Raw genomic sequence first — 16,991 nt, forward strand, 5'->3', positions numbered from 1 at the left:
TTGCGGAATCTATATTTTAGGCGCGGATTACACGGATCACACAGATTTCACGTATCTTACACAGTTGCTTTATAACAAGCTTCATTCTAAAAAACGTATAATACGTGAAATCTATGTAATCTGCACCTAAATTCTCTTTTATAAAATGAATTTTGAACCGCTACTTGACTACAAAAAATAGATTATGGAAGAACTGACCCTCACTACTCCTGCCCTACTTTTCTCGGCAGTTTCATTGATTTTGTTGGCTTACACCAACCGTTTCTTATCGTATGCCCAACTTGTGCGCCAACTGCGTGACCGCTACGTGGAGAACCCTTCGGATATCACTGAAGCTCAAATCGAGAATTTACGGAAACGGTTGAACCTGACCCGTACAATGCAAGGACTGGGTATTGCAAGTCTTTTTCTTTGCGTAGTCAGTATGTTTCTTATTTATATCGGACTGCAATTATTTTCTGCTTACGTATTCGGACTGGCACTGATTCTGTTGATAGCCTCTCTAGGCGTATCTTTCCGCGAAATACAGATTTCCACCCGTTCACTGGAGATTTACTTGGGAACGATGGAGAAAGGGAAAAACAAAAAATAACACGGTTGACAATCCCTCCTATTAAGTTTTATCAAGACACTACCCGGCAAGGAAGGATGACCGTAAAGCGACTTCCCTTGCCTACTTCGGATTTGAGTTCAATCCTTCCACCCAGTTTTTCTATAATTACCTGACAAATAGAAAGCCCCAATCCTGCTCCCTGTGAAAATTCGTTCTGTTTGTAGAAACGGCTGAAAATCATCCGTTGTTCTTCGCGTGGAATACCCTTTCCGGTATCTTCTACATAAATCCGCACGTTACCTTCATCCGGCAGATAAATATACCCTAATTTGATATACCCGGTTTCCGTAAACTTACTGGCGTTATTCAAGAAGTTTGTTAGAACTTGTATCAAACGCTCTCTATCCACATTAATCTCCAAAGGTATATTATCCACTTCTTTCAGGAATTCCAGACGTGGAGCAATCAATACCTGGTGAGTCATATAAATGTCATCAATCAGCTCTCTCACCCTACATTTCTTGAATGAGAAAGACATATAGCCTGATTCGATACGGGAAAGCTCCAGAATATCGTTAATCAGTTTGAGCAGCAACTCGCTGTTCTTGTTAATGGTACCGATGTATTCTTCGCGTTCTACGGAACTCAACCCATCTTCCAATGCCAGAATATTGGCAAAACCAACAATCGAATTAAGCGGAGTACGTATCTCATGGCTCATATTTGCCAGGAAGGATTGTTTCAATTCTGCCTTTTCAGCGAGCAAGCGCGCAGCTTCCAGTTCCTCTTCACGATCCTTTATATCTTGTATGTTGAGCAGCAAACCTGCTGTTTTATATTCGCCACCCGGTAGCTGTTTAGTAGTATAACGGAACTCCCACCACTGATATCCTTTACCGTCGAAGTTACAAAGCTCCCATACTACTTTCTCTTGGGCTGTTTTCAGATTTTGCCAGTTGAACTTTACTCCTTCCCAATGATCGGGATGAATAAAGCTCATGAATTCCTTAAACGAAAGTTGTCTAGGATTCAGCCCTTGCGACGACCAGAATGCATCTTCAAAAACAAAACAACCGTTATCCAATCTCCAAGCATACGTCATTCCACCCTCAATAGCTAATGACAATGTTTCTTTTTCATCAGCCAATGCTATAAGCGCCTGTTTTTTTCTCGTCTGTTCCCGAAGGTATAACCACCAAAGCGAAGCAAAAAGAAATGTCAGGAAAAGAATTAGTGAAGCGACTAAAGTTCCCCAAAGAAATGGATACTTGTCTCTGAACGGAATATTAATAATGCTATATTTTGCAGGAATACTTTCCTTGCCCAATCCAATTTGTTTCATTGTATTCCAGTCTACGACATACTCTTTCCGACTTTCAACAATGGGTATATCCGAGGGGCTTGTACCATGTAATATGCGAACGGCAGTTTTCACTTCTTCTTCTACCTGAATAGGTAGCGAAGTGATGTATCCACCCAACAACTTCTCACCAAACCCAAAGGCTTCATTAATGGCTGTCAGACTGGGACTACCGCAGATGCTTCCAATATTAATAGTGGTGTAATCACGTTTCAACTGAATATAACATTGGTCGCGGTAGCTCCTGTTTAAAACCCACATAAAAGTGGCATCCGAATGATTTCTGGCATTACGCAAAGGAATAGCCATGAAGCGGGTATAACCTTCTTCCTGCACCAAACGTATCTGTTCTTCCGGAGAAAGTTCAGGATTATCTATGAATCCGGTCACTTTATATCCTTTAAACTGCTCCTTTGCATCTCTTCTGATTTGTTTGTCGATATAGGTAGTGTCGAGCATGGTAAACAAACGGACGTGCTCACCGAAGAGCTCTTTTGCCACACTGATATTCTCATTAAAGGCTATCTTGTCATGAAAACCTGTCACGTTGGGATGATGTTTCAACAATCCCCAATTCGGATAATTGACACCACCAAAAACCACAGGCACTTCTTTCGCCAACTGAATTCCACATTTCATCAATGAATAAGTGGCCTGGTCTTCATTCACCAGAATCACTTCCGGCCGCCAGTCTCTCGAAACGGAATCAACCAGAAAGCGCATCCGTTCCAGTTCCGGTTCCTCCCAATAAGATTCACAGTCTAAATAAACGGTACGAATATCAGCATCAATTTTCTCTTTTTCAAATTGCTCCGCTATCATCCGGTTAAATTCCGGATAAGCTGCATAAGTTTCCTCATAAGAGTGGACAACTAAAATACGTCGTTCCTCTTTTTGAGAACAACTACTCACCCCTAAAAGGAGCAATAAAGATAAAAGGAGCAATCTTATAATTCCTCTGTTCAAACCATTCATTTATAATAACCGGGATTAATTTCTCTCTGACTCGTAATACAAAGGTAGTTTATTTTCGAACATAAGCCAAATAAGTGAAAAAAAAGAAGCTGCCCGAACTGGAATTCAGGCAGCTTCTATAATATATTAAAGAACTATTTTCAGAGTAGCATCATTAACGCTGTCCCAATTGTGAGTCTACAAAGAAAATTCCGGTATCACCGGCTTTCTTGATCTTGTCAACAATGCCTTGTGCTGTAGCTTCTTCTTCTACTTGTTCACGAACAAATCCCCACAAGAAATCCTGTGTCGCTTTATCCTTTTCAGCAGCAGCTACGTCTACCAGCTTGTCTACCAATTGAGAAACATGACATTCATGTTTGTAAACGTGTTCGAATACTTCCAAAGGAGTACCCCATCCGTTAGGAACAACATCTATTTTATCAACTTTAGCAGCTCCTCCACGCTTGATAATATAATCTGCCATGGCATAAGCATGTCCCATTTCTTCTTGAGATTGCTTTTTCATCCAATGAGCAAATCCACTGAAACCTTCTCTCTCGAAATAGAAAGACATTGCTAAATACAGGTTAGCAGACCATATTTCAGCAGTAATCTGTTCGTTAATTGCATTCTGTAATTTTTCTGAAATCATAATCGTATTTTTTATTAAGTTGTTAATGTAGTTTCTTTTTGAACTCATTACAAAAATAACAAGCTTTCAGTTAAAATTGTTCCACGCACCCTACATTTTTAAACTACATTCACACTTTAATTGTAGCGGTTCACTTTTTACTTACACCAGTTCGTCAGAGGTATATCCTTTCGGCAGTTCACGGCAGTTATATCCGGAAGCCATTATTTCACCATAAGCACCGGCAGAGCGAAGGGCTATCAAGTCACCACGCTTCACTTTGTTCAGGTCAATCGCTTTTCCGAAAACATCCGACGATTCACAGATCGGTCCTACCACGTCGTATGCTTCCAATGGTTCTTCGGAAGTAATATTTTCCATTTTATGGAATGCCTGATACAGAGCCGGACGGATAAGATCGGTCATGCCAGCATCCAAGATGGCAAATTTCTTCCGAGCACCTTGTTTTACATACAGAACTTTAGAAATTAAGGAACCGCACTGTCCTACAACAGCACGCCCCAATTCAAAATGTAACGTCTGATAAGGACGCAATTTCAGTTGCCCGGCATAGGTAGCAAAATAGTCTTTGAAGTTCGGGATAGCCTGACGGTTGGGATGTCCATAGTCAATACCCAAACCACCTCCTACGTTAATATGTTCTACCAGAATTCTGCGAGCTTCCAATTTATCCTGTAATTCATTAACACGATTACAGAGAGCTACAAAATCGCCCATATCCAGAATCTGCGAACCAATGTGGAAGTGAAGGCCGATAAACTTTACGTTTTTCATCTCCTGTGCCACATCTATCACCTTGTCCATATCCTGCATACTGATACCGAATTTGTTTTCTGCCAAACCGGTAGTGATATTTGCGTGAGTATGTGCGCCTACATCCGGATTGATACGGAAAGCAACATTAGCCACCTTATTTTGAGCAGCAGCCAATTCATTGATTACTTCCAGTTCGGGAATAGACTCTACATTGAAACAGAAGATTCCGTACTCCAGCCCGAGGTTGATTTCCCAGTCCGCTTTACCTACTCCTGCAAAAACGACTTTATTGGCCGGGAATCCTGCACGGATAGCGGCGCGGATTTCTCCACCGCTCACACAATCGACTCCCATTCCGCTCTCACGGATGATAGTAAGTACTTTTGGGTTGGCATTTGCTTTGACAGCGTAATGCACTGAATAATTAGGATATTTGGCAACCTCATGGTTAATAGCCGACAATGTATCACGCAGCACTTTGGTATCGTAATAATAGAAAGGTGTCTGCAAAGTGCGGAACTTATCGATTGGAAATATTCCCTTCATAATTCGAAAAACTTGTTTAGTTGGTTAAAAAAGAGCGCTTTTATCAGTTCGGTAAAAGCGCTCGTGTTATTTATGGAATTACTTGCCGTTGAAAAGCATATCGCTCAACGATTGTAAAGCTACTTTCTTATCGCACTCCCGAATGAGGAAGGAGATATTGTAGTTACTTCCCCCAAACGAAATCATTCGCACCGGTATATCGCGCATCGCATCGAGTGCTTTTGCTTCAAAACCGACATTTTCCCATTCAAGGTCACCTACAACACAGATGATACACATTCCTTTATCAACGGTTACTGTTCCGTATTTCTTCAGGTCATCCAGAATCTCATTAAGATGTTTCGTGTTATCTATCGTAACAGATACACCGACCTCTGACGTACAGATCATATCGATGGATGTCTGATAACTTTCGAAGATTTCGAACACCTTACGCAAGAAACCGTGAGCCAATAACATGCGGCTGGATTTGATCTTGATAGCAGTAATGTTATCTTTTGCAGCTACTGCCTTGATCTTACCTTTTTCCGTATCGTTGGAGATTAGTGTACCCGGAGCTTCCGGATCCATTGTGTTCAACAGACGGACAGGGATATTGGCATATTTAGCCGGCTGGATACAAGTAGGGTGCAGAATTTTTGCACCGAAGTAAGCCAACTCGGCTGCTTCCTCAAAATGAAGCTGACGCACCGGAGCGGTCTTGTCAACAATACGCGGGTCGTTATTGTGCATACCATCGATATCTGTCCAGATCTGGATTTCGGAAGCGTTCACTGCTGCACCGATCAGAGAAGCGGTGTAGTCGCTACCACCACGTTGCAGGTTGTCTATCTCCCCGTAAGCATTGCGGCAGATGAAACCTTGCGTAATGTAGATCTCCGTATCCGGATAAAGATCGAGTTGAGCACGTAACTTATCCTTAATATATACGGGGTCCGGTTCTGCATTCTTATCAGTACGCATGAATTCCAAAGCCGGAAGCAACACGGACTTCACACCGCATTCCTGCAGGTAAAAGTTTACCATCGCCGTAGAGATAAGCTCTCCCTGTGCCAAAACCACTTTCTCTTCGAACAAAGTGAAAAGGTCTTTAGTATAGGAGCGGATGTAGTCGAAGTGGGATTTGACAACTTCAAGACCTTTCTGTTTATATTCCTGGGTTGCAAAAAGCTCATCAATATGCTGTTTATATTTTGCTTCCAGCTTATTAATAATCTCGTTGGCACCCTCCGGATTCTTCTTATACAGATAGTCCGAAATTTCCACCAATGTGTTTGTTGTTCCTGACATAGCAGAAAGAACAACAATCTTCTGTTCACCATCGGTAATCAATTTGGCTACTTCCTTCATGCGCTGAGCAGAACCTACGGAAGTTCCTCCAAACTTTAAAACTTTCATTTTCGTTACTGTTTTAGTTATCTATATTTAAATCTATTTCTATTGTTCTCTGTCTGGGCATATATTCATCAGTCACATCCACAATCTGATGGTCCGCACAACGATATACCCTGCCCGGATAATCTTTCAACAGTTGCAAATTGTGCGTCGTCATCACTACCGATGAGCCGGATTCGCAGATATTGTGCAACAATTCAACGATGGCTTTACCTGTTTCCACATCCAGATTTCCGGTTGGTTCATCCGCCAGGATGATAACCGGAGAATTGAGTACGGCACGTGCAATCACAATGCGCTGCTGTTCGCCACCGGAAAGTTCGTTCGGAAGTTTATAACCTTTGTTGGACATTCCCACCAGTTGAAGCACTTCTTCAATACGCTCCTGTATCTCCTGTTTGTTTTTCCAGCCTGTGGCACGAAGCACAAATTCCAGGTTATTATATACAGTACGGTCTGTGAGCAGCTGAAAATCCTGGAATACAATGCCTAACTTGCGGCGCAATTGCGGGATATGCTTACGTTTGATAGATCGCATATTATAGCCCAGCACTTCCGCTTCACCGTCAATTACATCCAGTTCGCCATAAAGAGTCTTGAGCAGACTCGTTTTTCCCGAGCCTACTTTTCCGATCAAATAGACAAACTCTCCTTTGTGCAATTCCAGATTTACATCACTTAGCACACAGAGTTCCTGTTGATGGATTTCTACGTTCTTATATTGTATCAACGCCCCGTCATCCATGCCGACTCCCGTTTTAATTTTTAATTTCTAATCTTTACTTATTAATGCTTCTTCCAGGTACTGCTATGTCTTTCCTGCAGTTCACGTGCAAGATCTTCGATGCGATAGCCTTTTGAAGCAAGCAATACAATCATGTGATAAATGAGGTCGGCTCCTTCGTAGATCAAACGTTCGTCAGTACCGTTCGTTGCTTCGATCACTGTTTCCACAGCTTCCTCACCTACTTTTTGAGCTATCTTATTGATTCCCGACTCAAACAGGCTGGTTGTATAAGAACCTTCGGGCATTTCTTCGTGACGTTTGTCTATAAAGTCCTGCAATGCTTTCAGGAACATGACCGGTTCTTCGTTTTTCTCCCCCCAACAAGTATCTGTGCCTGTATGACACACAGGACCTACCGGTTCTACTTGAATCAATAATGTATCATTGTCGCAATCAACCTTTATAGATACAACATGAAGGAAGTTACCGCTTTCTTCACCTTTTGTCCATAAACGATTCTTCGTACGGCTAAAGAATGTAACTTTTCCGGTTTCTACCGTTTTATCATAAGCTTCTTTATTCATGAAACCCAGCATCAAGACCTTACGTGTCTCGTTGTCCTGTATGATAGCCGGAACGAGTCCGTTCATTTTATCGAAATCCAATTCCATTTTTATATAAGTTCTAATTACTATTCCAATTTACAATTACTACCTATTCGCCTACGGAATTCTTTTGCAGACAGTTCCTATATTTATCTGACTATATAATCCATCCGCAGGAAAACCCGGCCGGGGTGCCTCACCCCCTGATGGTAATTCCTTCGCCGCAAAGATACGATTTTAATTCGGGAATTTTAATTTCTCCGAAGTGAAAAACACTGGCAGCCAATGCAGCATCTGCCTTTCCCTGTAAAAAGACATCACGGAAGTGCTCCTTACAGCCCGCACCTCCTGAAGCTATGATGGGAATGGAGAGTTGATCCGCTAAAGCGGCAAGTGCTTCATTTGCATAACCGGCTTTTACACCATCGTGATTCATGCTTGTGAAGAGTATTTCTCCTGCTCCGCGTTCCTGTGCTTCTTTAGTCCACTCGAACAGATCTTTATCCGTTTCGATGCGTCCTCCGTTCAGGTAACATTTCCAACCGTTTTCGGTCTGTTTGGCATCTACAGCCAACACACAAACTTGTGAGCCGAAATTCTTTGCTATCTCGTCAACCAACCGGGGATTGCGGATAGCGGAAGAATTGATAGAAATCTTATCTGCCCCTGCATTCAGCAGACGGTCTACATCACTTAATTCATTGATTCCACCACCTACGGTAAATGGGATATTAATATTAGCAGCAATCCGTTTTACCAATTCCGTAAAAGTCTTACGTCCTTCATGGCTTGCAGTAATGTCCAGGAAAACAAGTTCATCCGCCCCCTGTTCACTGTAAGCACGACCTAGCTCCACCGGATCACCGGCTTGACGCAAGTTGACAAAATTCGTTCCTTTCACGGTTTGTCCGTCTTTTATATCCAGACAAGGTACTATTCTTTTTGCTAACACAATCCTATTTTATTTATTGTTCAACAATTTATAATCTATATTCCTGAAGCTTGATTCTTATCTCCCTTATTATAAAGGTATCTTATTTATTCCGATACGCTCATTACAGAAAGATTCTCAAATCTTGTAAGGTGATATGTCCTTCGTATAATGCCTTACCGAAAATAACTCCGGGAACACCGGCCTCATCCAAGGCTACAATATCATCCATCTTGCTCACCCCGCCACTAGCCATCAGATAAAGGTCAGGGAATTTTGCCAGCATCTCTTTATACAAATCGATAGAAGGACCACTCAACATTCCGTCACAGCTAATATCCGTACAGATTACTTTTCGTATACCTTTATCTATATAATTTTCGAGAAATGGAAAAAGTTCACAGGCACTTTCATCTTTCCAACCATTGACGGCTATCTTATGTTCTTTTACATCTGCCCCCAAAATAATCTTCTCACTGCCGTATATTTCCAGCCAATGACAGAATAATTCCGGATCTTTCACTGCAATGCTTCCTCCGGTTACCATCTGCGCACCGCTCTCAAAAGCAATTTTCAAATCTTCATCACTCTTTACTCCCCCACCAAAATCTATGACGAGAGAAGTGCGTGCAGCAATCTGTTCCAACACCCGATAGTTAACGACATGATGAGAAGCAGCACCGTCCAAGTCTACCACATGAAGCCTGCGAACACCGTTCGCCTCAAACTCCTTAGCAACTTCCACCGGGTTCTCATTATACACCTTTTTACTATCGTAATCTCCCTGGGAAAGGCGTACGCACTTTCCGTCAATAATATCAATGGCTGGAATAATTTCTATCATCTATTTACTATTTGTATCTTAGAGGTTTAAAAAGTTTGTCAGAATCTTCTCTCCTGTCTTACCACTTTTCTCCGGATGGAACTGGGTAGCATAAAAGTTATCTTTATGCAGCGCAGCACTGAACGGGTGAATATAGTCAGTTGTAGCAGCAGTAAAGTCGCAGGTCGGCACATAGAAGCTATGCACAAAATAGACAAACTCTTCTTCGGTGAACCCTTCAAACAATTTGCTATTCGTTTTTCCAATGGTGTTCCATCCCATGTGCGGCACTTTATCTTCATGTTTCTGCGGGACAAAACGTTTCACATCCACATCAAAGATATTCAAACAATCGACTTCTCCTTCTTCGGAATGCCGGCACATCAACTGCATGCCGAGACAAATTCCAAATACAGGCTGACGGAGATTCTTTATCAGTTCGTCCAGTCCCGTTGCTTTCAAGTGGTTCATGGTAGTTTCCGCCTCTCCCACTCCGGGGAAAATAACTTTATCAGCCGATTGAAGTTCTTCTTTATCAGCAGTAATCACCGCTTCTACCCCCAACCGTTTTAAAGCATAATCCACAGAACGAATATTGCCGGCATTGTATTTTACAACTGCTACTTTCATCAGCTAAATATTACTGTTTTATTTTTATAAGCCAAAACTTTGCGCTCGATGTGCTTCTGCACTGCACGCGAAAGAACGATTTTTTCCAAATCCTTTCCTTTATTTACGAGGTCTTCAATAGCATCTTTATGAGTGATGCGCACTACATCCTGTTCAATAATCGGTCCGGCATCCAGTTCTGTCGTTACATAATGACTAGTTGCACCAATAATTTTCACTCCTCTCTGGAAAGCTGCGTGATAAGGCTTCGCCCCTACAAACGCAGGAAGGAAAGAGTGATGAATATTGATAATCTTATTCGGATAAGCATTAATCATCTGTTCGGAGATCACCTGCATATAGCGTGCCAATACAATAAATGTAATCTTATGTTTGGCAAGCAGTTCCATCTCTTTGCGTTCCTGTTCTTCTTTCGTCTCCTTGGTGATAGGAAACAGATAGAAAGGAATTCCGAAACGTTCTGCTACGTGCTGCAAATCCGGATGGTTACTTATAATAAGAGGTATCTCTACATTCCACTCTCCTGCCGTATACCGGGCTAACATATCGAAAAGACAGTGCGACAGCTTGGATACGAAAATGGCCATACGTGGTTTTACATCAGAGAAATAAAGACGAAAATCCATTTCATATTTTTGCCCGTAGAGTGTTCTGAAATAATCTTCAATTTTTTCCTGTGGAACCAGAAAATCTTTCAGTTCCCATTCAATACGCATGAAGAAGATGTTCTCTACATGATCTACATACTGATCCAGATAGATAATATTTCCTTTGTTTACCGTAATAAAGTCTGTCACTTCCGCTAGGATTCCCGGTTTGTCGGGACAGTGCAATAACAGTTTGGCTGTTGTCATCATTCTTTCTACTAATTAACGATTCTAGGCAGATTATTTTCTACCTTTCTAATTTTAGTCCGCAAAAATAACGATTTATTGCAAAATTACGAATTATTCAAGCAGAAAGTTGATATAAAAACGGTGATTTCTTACAGATAGAAAGATATCGAGAGTTATTTTCAATGAAAAGAATGACAAACTTTAGGATAGTGATGCCATTGCCTTCGGATAGTGACGGTATTCCATCGTGATAGCGTCACTATAACGATCAGATACCGTCACTATCCGAAGAGAAGAAAAACGAATATTTTTTTTCATTACAAAAGTACTCAAAATGAGACACTAAGCATTTTTCTTGTTTTTTTCTTGAAAAAAACTTTTCTCAAAACGCTTGCAGGTTTACAAAAAACAACTACCTTTGCACCCGCAATCGAGAGAGATGCAGATTAATAAATTGAAATTCTGGTGCGTTAGTTCAGTTGGTTAGAATACATGCCTGTCACGCATGGGGTCACGGGTTCGAGTCCCGTACGCACCGCTTCTTTCACTAAGAAGCAGAGAGAAATATAAATGAGTTAATCCAATTAAAATTTGGTGCGTTAGTTCAGTTGGTTAGAATACATGCCTGTCACGCATGGGGTCACGGGTTCGAGTCCCGTACGCACCGCGAAAGCAAATAGCAAATTAAAGCAAAGCTCTGAAATTCAAGAAATTCAGAGCTTTTTTCTTTTTCTTCAGTTCATTTAAAACAGAGTTTAAGTAGGCGATAGATGTGCCCATTCAAACTCTACAATGATTTTTTAACCAATCATTTTATTCAAATGTAACATTACATCTTCAATTAAAGGTACCTATACTAAGCATCTGTTTATAATTGAACAGAGACTACAACTGCATGTGTAAAATAGGATATTCCTTACCTTCTCCGTCCAAATTCGACCTTTTATATATGTTAAAACCCATATATTTATAAAAACCGACAGCTTGAACATTTTGCTCATTCACATCAACTTTAGTTACTTGCAAATTATCTATGGCATAAGTTATTAATTTTTTTCCGATTCCTGCGCCTCGATACTTATTGTCAATAAATAACATTTCAAGATTTCCTTCTGCAATTCCCATAAATCCGATTAAGATTCCCTCTTGTTCAAATCCGAATAGATTAACATACTGAAAATATACCGGAAGTCGTTCCTTATAATATAGAAAATCTTCCTCTTTAAGAAAATCATGTGTACTCAATACTGCACTTTCCCAAATTTCCATCAAACGTGGATAATCCGTAACTTTAATTTTTCTAATCATACTTGTAATTGCAATTTAAAGCCGCAAAGTTCGTTACTTATACATTCAAAACACTGAACCCAAGTTAAAAAATACGTTTACGGATTCTGCTTAGTGCTTGCGGTGTGATACCCAAATAAGAAGCTATATCTTTTAATGGTATATAGTTTAATGTAATACCATATTCTTCCATCATCTGTAGATAATACTGTTCAGGAGAATATTTAATCAAGTCGATATTTCTTTTCAAAAGTTTATTCAACAATATAGCATTTAAATCTTCAAATACAGTTTTTACTTTAGGGATAGCGGTATATAGTTCATTTACTTGCTTCTTGTCTATTCGGTAAATAACACTATCTACAATTGTTTGCACATTAAATGCAGACCTAGTTTGTAATGTAAAAGATATGTTTGACATTGAAAACGTACCCTCTTTACAAAACCAGAAAGTTTGTTCTTCCCCGTTATGATTTAAAAGCCAACAACGTAATATTCCTTCAAAAACGAAATAACTATACCTCTCTGTTTCTCCTTCCTTAATCAAAAATGTACCTTTACTAACTAATATTCGTTCAAAATATTGGTCGAATAACTTAAACTCCTCCCAATTAAAAATATTAGTACTAAAATTAAATTCTTTAAGTAGTTTTTCTAAAAGCATAATCTAAATATGATTCGTAATATACTTACTCATTTAATATATTCACTATTACTTCCGCCCTATTTAACTTCTCATATTTAGTGAATATATTTTCAGTAGCCATCTTTATATTACTCCTTTCGCCCACTCTCCGGCCTGCTTGACACTTCCGTTCAACAATCGGCTTTCTCCCCATACGATTTTTGGATAAAGTTTCTTGAGTTGTTTTACACTATTAGTTATTGAGCTTCCTCCGGAAGTAGCAAATGGAATAACGGTTTTACCGGAAAAATCATATTTCTCAAGGAATGTATTGACCGGACGCGGACATAAATTCCACCATATCGGGTAACCAAGGAATATCACGTCGTAATCTTTCAGATTAAGCGCTTCTCCCCCCAATTCCGGACGTGAATTTTCAGTCGTCATTTCAATTGAACTACGGCTACTCTTGTTGTTCCAGTCGAGATCTGCCGAGGTATAGGCTGTAGCGGGAGTTATCTGATAAAGTTTGCCGCCAACCGTTTTTGCAATGGCATCGGCGGCTTTTTCTGTAGTTCCAGTACAAGAGAAATAGGCAACCAGGATTTTCTTATCGGACTGTACATTAGTATCCGCTGTCTGATTCTGCGCTTTTGATGAGCAGCTAAAGCAAAGGAGACTCATAAATATGAATATAATCTGTTTCATTTTATTTTGATTTTAAATATTTCTTATCATTAATTAGTTTAGACATTATCACGATGGAGTAACCCCACAGGCGTTTTCATTCTTCCATTACTTTGATAATTGCCCATATCGTCCATCAAACGATGTATTTCTTCTGTATTAAGCGCTTTGCGCGTCTTTACATATTCCTTAAAATTCCTCGGTAGTCATATTATTTCCTTTCAAAAGATAAAGCAGGATTAGCAAAAATCATCGTTTAGTCTGTTCGAGTTTGTTATACTCGTCATCTGTAACCGGTTCAAGCCACTCATTGGAAGTGTTTTCACCGGAAACTTCGAAAGCCAGATGAGCAAACCAACTGTCGGCAGCAGCTCCGTGCCAGTGTTTCACATTGGCAGGAATATGGATAACCGTACCAGGCAGAATCTCTACCGCCGGTTTACCTTCTTCCTGATACCAGCCTCGACCGGCTACACCGATAAGCATCTGTCCGCCACCTTTCGTTGCACGGTGAATATGCCAGTTATTGCGGCAACGTGGTTCAAAAGTAACGTTAGAGATATTCACCTGCTCGCGCGAAACCGGAGCAAGATAACTGTTACCAATAAAATACTGTGCATAGGCTGTATTGGGTTCGCCAATAGGGAAAATCATCTCACGCTGGAAAGCTGTTTTGGCATCCTCACCAACAATATCTTCAGACCATACTCCTTTTGCCAAATTGAACGCTGCCCACGCTTTCGGCCAACCTGCATAGAAACCTATATGAGTGATAATCTCTGCGATCTCCGTGGGGTGATGCCGTTCTTCTTCGCCGACTGAAGATGATAAACGAGCGAATTGTCCGTGATTCCCATACTGATAAGGGAGGTAATGGTTACTAAACTGCGGTCACGCAGACCGAGTTTGTCAGTGCGGCTCCAAACTTCTCCAAAGAGAACATCGTCATTAAGTTCCGCAAACTTGGGGGCAAACGTTCCTAACTGGTCGCGTCCTGCCGTCTGTACTATCTTTTCTTGTGCCATAACATTGAGTGTTAAAATACTAAATACTGAAAATAAAAGGAGTTTATTCATAATCATTTCGTTTATTGAATGAAGTTATTAATGCAATTTGCGGGGTTAAGCGGCATTTGGTCAGAGAGTACGAGAGTCTTAACCATGTGCAGCGTTCCTTGCTTGTACTTTTGAAAATGCTCCGATGCAATATGAGATTTATAAGCCTCCTGACTCGCGTAAGTTTCAAGAATAGTTATCCTGCCAGGATTCTCTTTTTCGCTGACGGCATACATAGTCAGCACTCCCGGTTCAGTACGCAAGGAGACTTCACCCACTTCGGTCGCATATTTCATATATTCTTCAAGATACTCCGGATAAACCTCGATTTTCGATAGCCGCACAATACCGTCAGCCGCCATAGGTAATTTGGCGCACATACCAGGCTGCTGTTTTATATCCTTTTTCCCTGTCATACTGCATGATAACATAACGAATAAAGACAAAACACTTAGAATTGTTTTTATCATCATCTTCTATCTTTTCATTATTAAACTTCTGATTGCAAATTTACTGCGATAAAACGAATGGAATTGTATATCAATTACGGATTTTTGTACCCAAATCCCCGATTCTGCAATAAAGAACCGTACATAATTCGAATGAAATGAATTATATTGCCAATAAAAGAATTAAATATACTACGATTTAGAACGTAATCATAAATGATGACCCCAAAGTAAGCATATTCATATACTCACCACTGTTTCTGCTATGTGACGGAAGCAAGTTATAATCGAGAAAAAAACGGATTCCATAATATTCCTTTGCTTTGAACGTCAAGGAAACCCCACTTCCCATGCAGAAACCACTTCTTGAAGAAACCGACCGGTCAGTTAATTCCAATTGTGGATAATGCACGTATCCACCCAGAAGTTTACTGCCTATCAGCCATCGTGAAGACAACGGATATGAAAAATAGCTTCCTCCGCAAAGTGATATCGCATCAAAGGTGTTATTCTCTGCCCGTTCTTCATTGACAATAATCAAAGTATTGGAAACTGTGAATCGTCCTCCAACGCCTACATACGGATTAAAAAAATAGGCCCCCTCCACACCGGCCGAACTGCCTGATGAAGTACGGAACTCCATTTCTTCGTCAATATCATAACCGCTCAACGGAATATTCAACCCGAGATACAAACTGACAAATGAAGGCTTGTCCATCCTGTCGAACATATTTTCATTCGCAAACCTATTGATCCCTTTTTCCCTGAATATCAGATCAGCAAAGTAATACCCCACTTCCGTTGACAATATTCCGATTCCTGCACCCGTCAATACATCACTTAACCAATGCTTGTTGTTTGCCATCCGCATAAGACCGGTTGCAGTAGCCACACTATATGCTCCGACACCTACCCACGGACTTTTATGTCCGTATTCCTTAGTAAACATGGTAGCAGTCATAAATGCCGTAGCCGTATGTCCGGATGGAAAAGAGTGTTTGTTTGAACCATCCGGACGCTCGACATTCGTCGTTTGCTTCAAAGTATTTACCACACCACCCATCAGCAGTGCAGAAAAAGCATCGGAAACGAGCATTCTACCCCATGAACTGCGACTTTGTACTCCAGCTACTTTCATACCAAGCATCACCGCAGCAGGGGCATATTGCATATAATCATCCAAATGACGATTGAAACGGGGCAGATATTCGTTACGTAAACCTCGAAAATGATCGTCCTCCCTTTTTACAATCAAGCCACCAACAATTAACGGAACGCCGATATACGTCATCTGATAGAAACGGGAAGATGAGAATTTATCAAGCCTTCTACTAAAATTGGTTGTTGTAGAGATACGCAAACTATCCCCTCTTTCTGCCATTACATTATCTGCCGAATTTTGAGCCGATAAGAAAGAAAAGCTACAAATGCCAACAATGCATATTACAATCCTTTTCATGCTATCGTAATTTCTTTTGAATTAGGATACAAAGATAACAGGCAACTTTGTAGAAAGTTTGAAGATTTACAAAAATATGACTATAAATTCTATAGTTATGAGTTACATTACAACTTTTACGGGGAAGCATTTCGACCCCATCCATCCTGTTCCTGAAAAAATTGATATGAAAGACATCGCTCATGCCTTGTCTTTGATCTGTCGTGCAAACGGTCATACCCGTTTCTTTTATTCTGTTGCCCAACATTCTATCGCGTGCTGCAAAGAGGCTAAAACACGAGGACTTTCCAACCATATACAGTTGGGATGTTTGTTGCATGACAGCTGTGAAACTTATATGTCAAATGTGACACGTCCGATAAAAGCCAAACTTACAGAATATCTCAAATTCGAAGATCACCTGCAAAATATGATTTGGAATCATTTTATTAGCGAATCCCTCTCGGATACAGAAAACTAAATGGCACGCGGACTCTATTTTTAAAACCGATAAGATACTTTTCTCATCAGACTCTTGACAAAGGACTTTTTATGTTGTATCTTTGAGAAAAGAAAAAGTATAAGCAACATGAAAATAGTAAGAAATAATCATACATAAATCATAAATAACCTGGTATTTTACAATACCACTCCTATACGATATGGGGCAATAGTCGAA

16 protein-coding genes, 2 tRNA genes and 3 pseudogenes are annotated in these 16,991 nt (G+C 40.4%); 4 read left to right on the plus strand and 17 right to left on the minus strand.

From position 1 onward, the window contains the following. Nucleotides 1-184 precede the first annotated feature (184 nt). Nucleotides 185-592, plus strand: coding sequence for a DUF2721 domain-containing protein (locus tag CJF29_RS15270; RefSeq protein ID WP_004304023.1), 408 nt, complete (start codon nucleotides 185-187; stop codon nucleotides 590-592). Between the two features lie 31 nt (nucleotides 593-623). On the opposite strand, the gene CJF29_RS15275 is transcribed toward CJF29_RS15270, so the two are convergent. The 10 genes from CJF29_RS15275 to purU form a co-directional block, all read right to left on the minus strand. Continuing rightward, complete coding sequence (locus tag CJF29_RS15275; protein ID WP_099146810.1) at nucleotides 624-2,888, minus strand: sensor histidine kinase; 2,265 nt, start codon at nucleotides 2,886-2,888, stop codon at nucleotides 624-626. 154 nt (nucleotides 2,889-3,042) lie between these two features. After that, a complete protein-coding gene (locus tag CJF29_RS15280) occupies nucleotides 3,043-3,522 on the minus strand; it encodes a ferritin (RefSeq protein ID WP_099146809.1) in 480 nt (159 codons plus the stop codon). Between the two features lie 141 nt (nucleotides 3,523-3,663). Next, a complete protein-coding gene (gene lysA, locus CJF29_RS15285) occupies nucleotides 3,664-4,824 on the minus strand; it encodes a diaminopimelate decarboxylase (RefSeq protein WP_099146808.1) in 1,161 nt (386 codons plus the stop codon). A 78-nt stretch (nucleotides 4,825-4,902) separates the two neighbouring features. Continuing rightward, nucleotides 4,903-6,222 (minus strand): aspartate kinase, encoded by a 1,320-nt coding sequence (locus CJF29_RS15290; RefSeq protein WP_099146807.1) that lies wholly within the window; start codon nucleotides 6,220-6,222, stop codon nucleotides 4,903-4,905. Between the two features lie 13 nt (nucleotides 6,223-6,235). After that, entirely contained in the window at nucleotides 6,236-6,964 is a 729-nt protein-coding gene (locus CJF29_RS15295) for a cell division ATP-binding protein FtsE (RefSeq protein ID WP_074558976.1), read from the minus strand. Nucleotides 6,965-7,005: 41 nt separating this feature from the next. Then, a complete protein-coding gene (gene hisIE / locus CJF29_RS15300; RefSeq protein WP_074558975.1) occupies nucleotides 7,006-7,617 on the minus strand; it encodes a bifunctional phosphoribosyl-AMP cyclohydrolase/phosphoribosyl-ATP diphosphatase HisIE in 612 nt (203 codons plus the stop codon). A gap of 130 nt (nucleotides 7,618-7,747) precedes the next feature. Continuing rightward, complete coding sequence (gene hisF, locus CJF29_RS15305; protein ID WP_004297046.1) at nucleotides 7,748-8,503, minus strand: imidazole glycerol phosphate synthase subunit HisF; 756 nt, start codon at nucleotides 8,501-8,503, stop codon at nucleotides 7,748-7,750. A 103-nt stretch (nucleotides 8,504-8,606) separates the two neighbouring features. Continuing rightward, nucleotides 8,607-9,326: a 1-(5-phosphoribosyl)-5-[(5-phosphoribosylamino)methylideneamino]imidazole-4-carboxamide isomerase gene (gene hisA, locus CJF29_RS15310; protein WP_009000028.1), complete on the minus strand. Its 720-nt coding sequence runs from the start codon at nucleotides 9,324-9,326 to the stop codon at nucleotides 8,607-8,609. Between the two features lie 18 nt (nucleotides 9,327-9,344). Further along, the gene (gene hisH, locus CJF29_RS15315) at nucleotides 9,345-9,935 is read right to left on the minus strand and encodes an imidazole glycerol phosphate synthase subunit HisH (protein WP_004297048.1); all 591 of its coding nucleotides are present in this window, start codon (nucleotides 9,933-9,935) and stop codon (nucleotides 9,345-9,347) included. Beyond that, nucleotides 9,935-10,792, minus strand: a complete 858-nt coding sequence (purU, locus tag CJF29_RS15320; RefSeq protein WP_004297049.1) for a formyltetrahydrofolate deformylase — start codon at nucleotides 10,790-10,792, stop codon at nucleotides 9,935-9,937. Before purU ends, hisH begins: the two co-directional genes overlap by 1 nt. 443 nt (nucleotides 10,793-11,235) lie before the next feature. Here purU and CJF29_RS15325 point away from each other — a divergent pair. Both CJF29_RS15325 and CJF29_RS15330 read left to right on the plus strand, forming a co-directional pair. After that, nucleotides 11,236-11,309, plus strand: a tRNA-Asp gene (locus CJF29_RS15325). 55 nt (nucleotides 11,310-11,364) lie between these two features. After that, nucleotides 11,365-11,438, plus strand: a tRNA-Asp gene (locus CJF29_RS15330). 218 nt (nucleotides 11,439-11,656) lie between these two features. Here CJF29_RS15330 and CJF29_RS15335 read toward each other — a convergent pair. The 7 genes and pseudogenes from CJF29_RS15335 to CJF29_RS15365 form a co-directional block, all read right to left on the minus strand. Next, nucleotides 11,657-12,079 carry a GNAT family N-acetyltransferase gene (locus CJF29_RS15335; protein ID WP_004326689.1) on the minus strand — a complete coding sequence of 141 codons (423 nt, stop codon included), beginning with the start codon at nucleotides 12,077-12,079 and terminating at the stop codon, nucleotides 11,657-11,659. A gap of 64 nt (nucleotides 12,080-12,143) precedes the next feature. After that, a complete protein-coding gene (locus tag CJF29_RS15340; RefSeq protein ID WP_074638457.1) occupies nucleotides 12,144-12,722 on the minus strand; it encodes a Crp/Fnr family transcriptional regulator in 579 nt (192 codons plus the stop codon). A gap of 105 nt (nucleotides 12,723-12,827) precedes the next feature. Then, nucleotides 12,828-13,391, minus strand: coding sequence for a flavodoxin (locus CJF29_RS15345; RefSeq protein WP_004304033.1), 564 nt, complete (start codon nucleotides 13,389-13,391; stop codon nucleotides 12,828-12,830). Between the two features lie 98 nt (nucleotides 13,392-13,489). Beyond that, nucleotides 13,490-13,564, minus strand: a pseudogene (locus CJF29_RS15350) (sugar O-acetyltransferase); the annotation flags it as partial. 55 nt (nucleotides 13,565-13,619) lie between these two features. After that, nucleotides 13,620-14,446 (minus strand): annotated as a pseudogene (locus CJF29_RS15355) (carboxymuconolactone decarboxylase family protein). Nucleotides 14,447-14,457: 11 nt separating this feature from the next. After that, nucleotides 14,458-14,826 (minus strand): annotated as a pseudogene (locus CJF29_RS15360) (putative quinol monooxygenase); the annotation flags it as partial. Between the two features lie 247 nt (nucleotides 14,827-15,073). Further along, nucleotides 15,074-16,333, minus strand: coding sequence for a phosphatase PAP2 family protein (locus CJF29_RS15365; RefSeq protein ID WP_074558974.1), 1,260 nt, complete (start codon nucleotides 16,331-16,333; stop codon nucleotides 15,074-15,076). A 97-nt stretch (nucleotides 16,334-16,430) separates the two neighbouring features. On the opposite strand from CJF29_RS15365, the gene CJF29_RS15370 reads away from it, so the two are divergent. Continuing rightward, complete coding sequence (locus tag CJF29_RS15370; protein ID WP_004326683.1) at nucleotides 16,431-16,793, plus strand: hypothetical protein; 363 nt, start codon at nucleotides 16,431-16,433, stop codon at nucleotides 16,791-16,793. Nucleotides 16,794-16,991 lie beyond the last annotated feature (198 nt).

The organism is Bacteroides celer, from assembly GCF_002632415.2.
Taxonomy (GTDB): Bacteria; Bacteroidota; Bacteroidia; order Bacteroidales; family Bacteroidaceae; genus Bacteroides.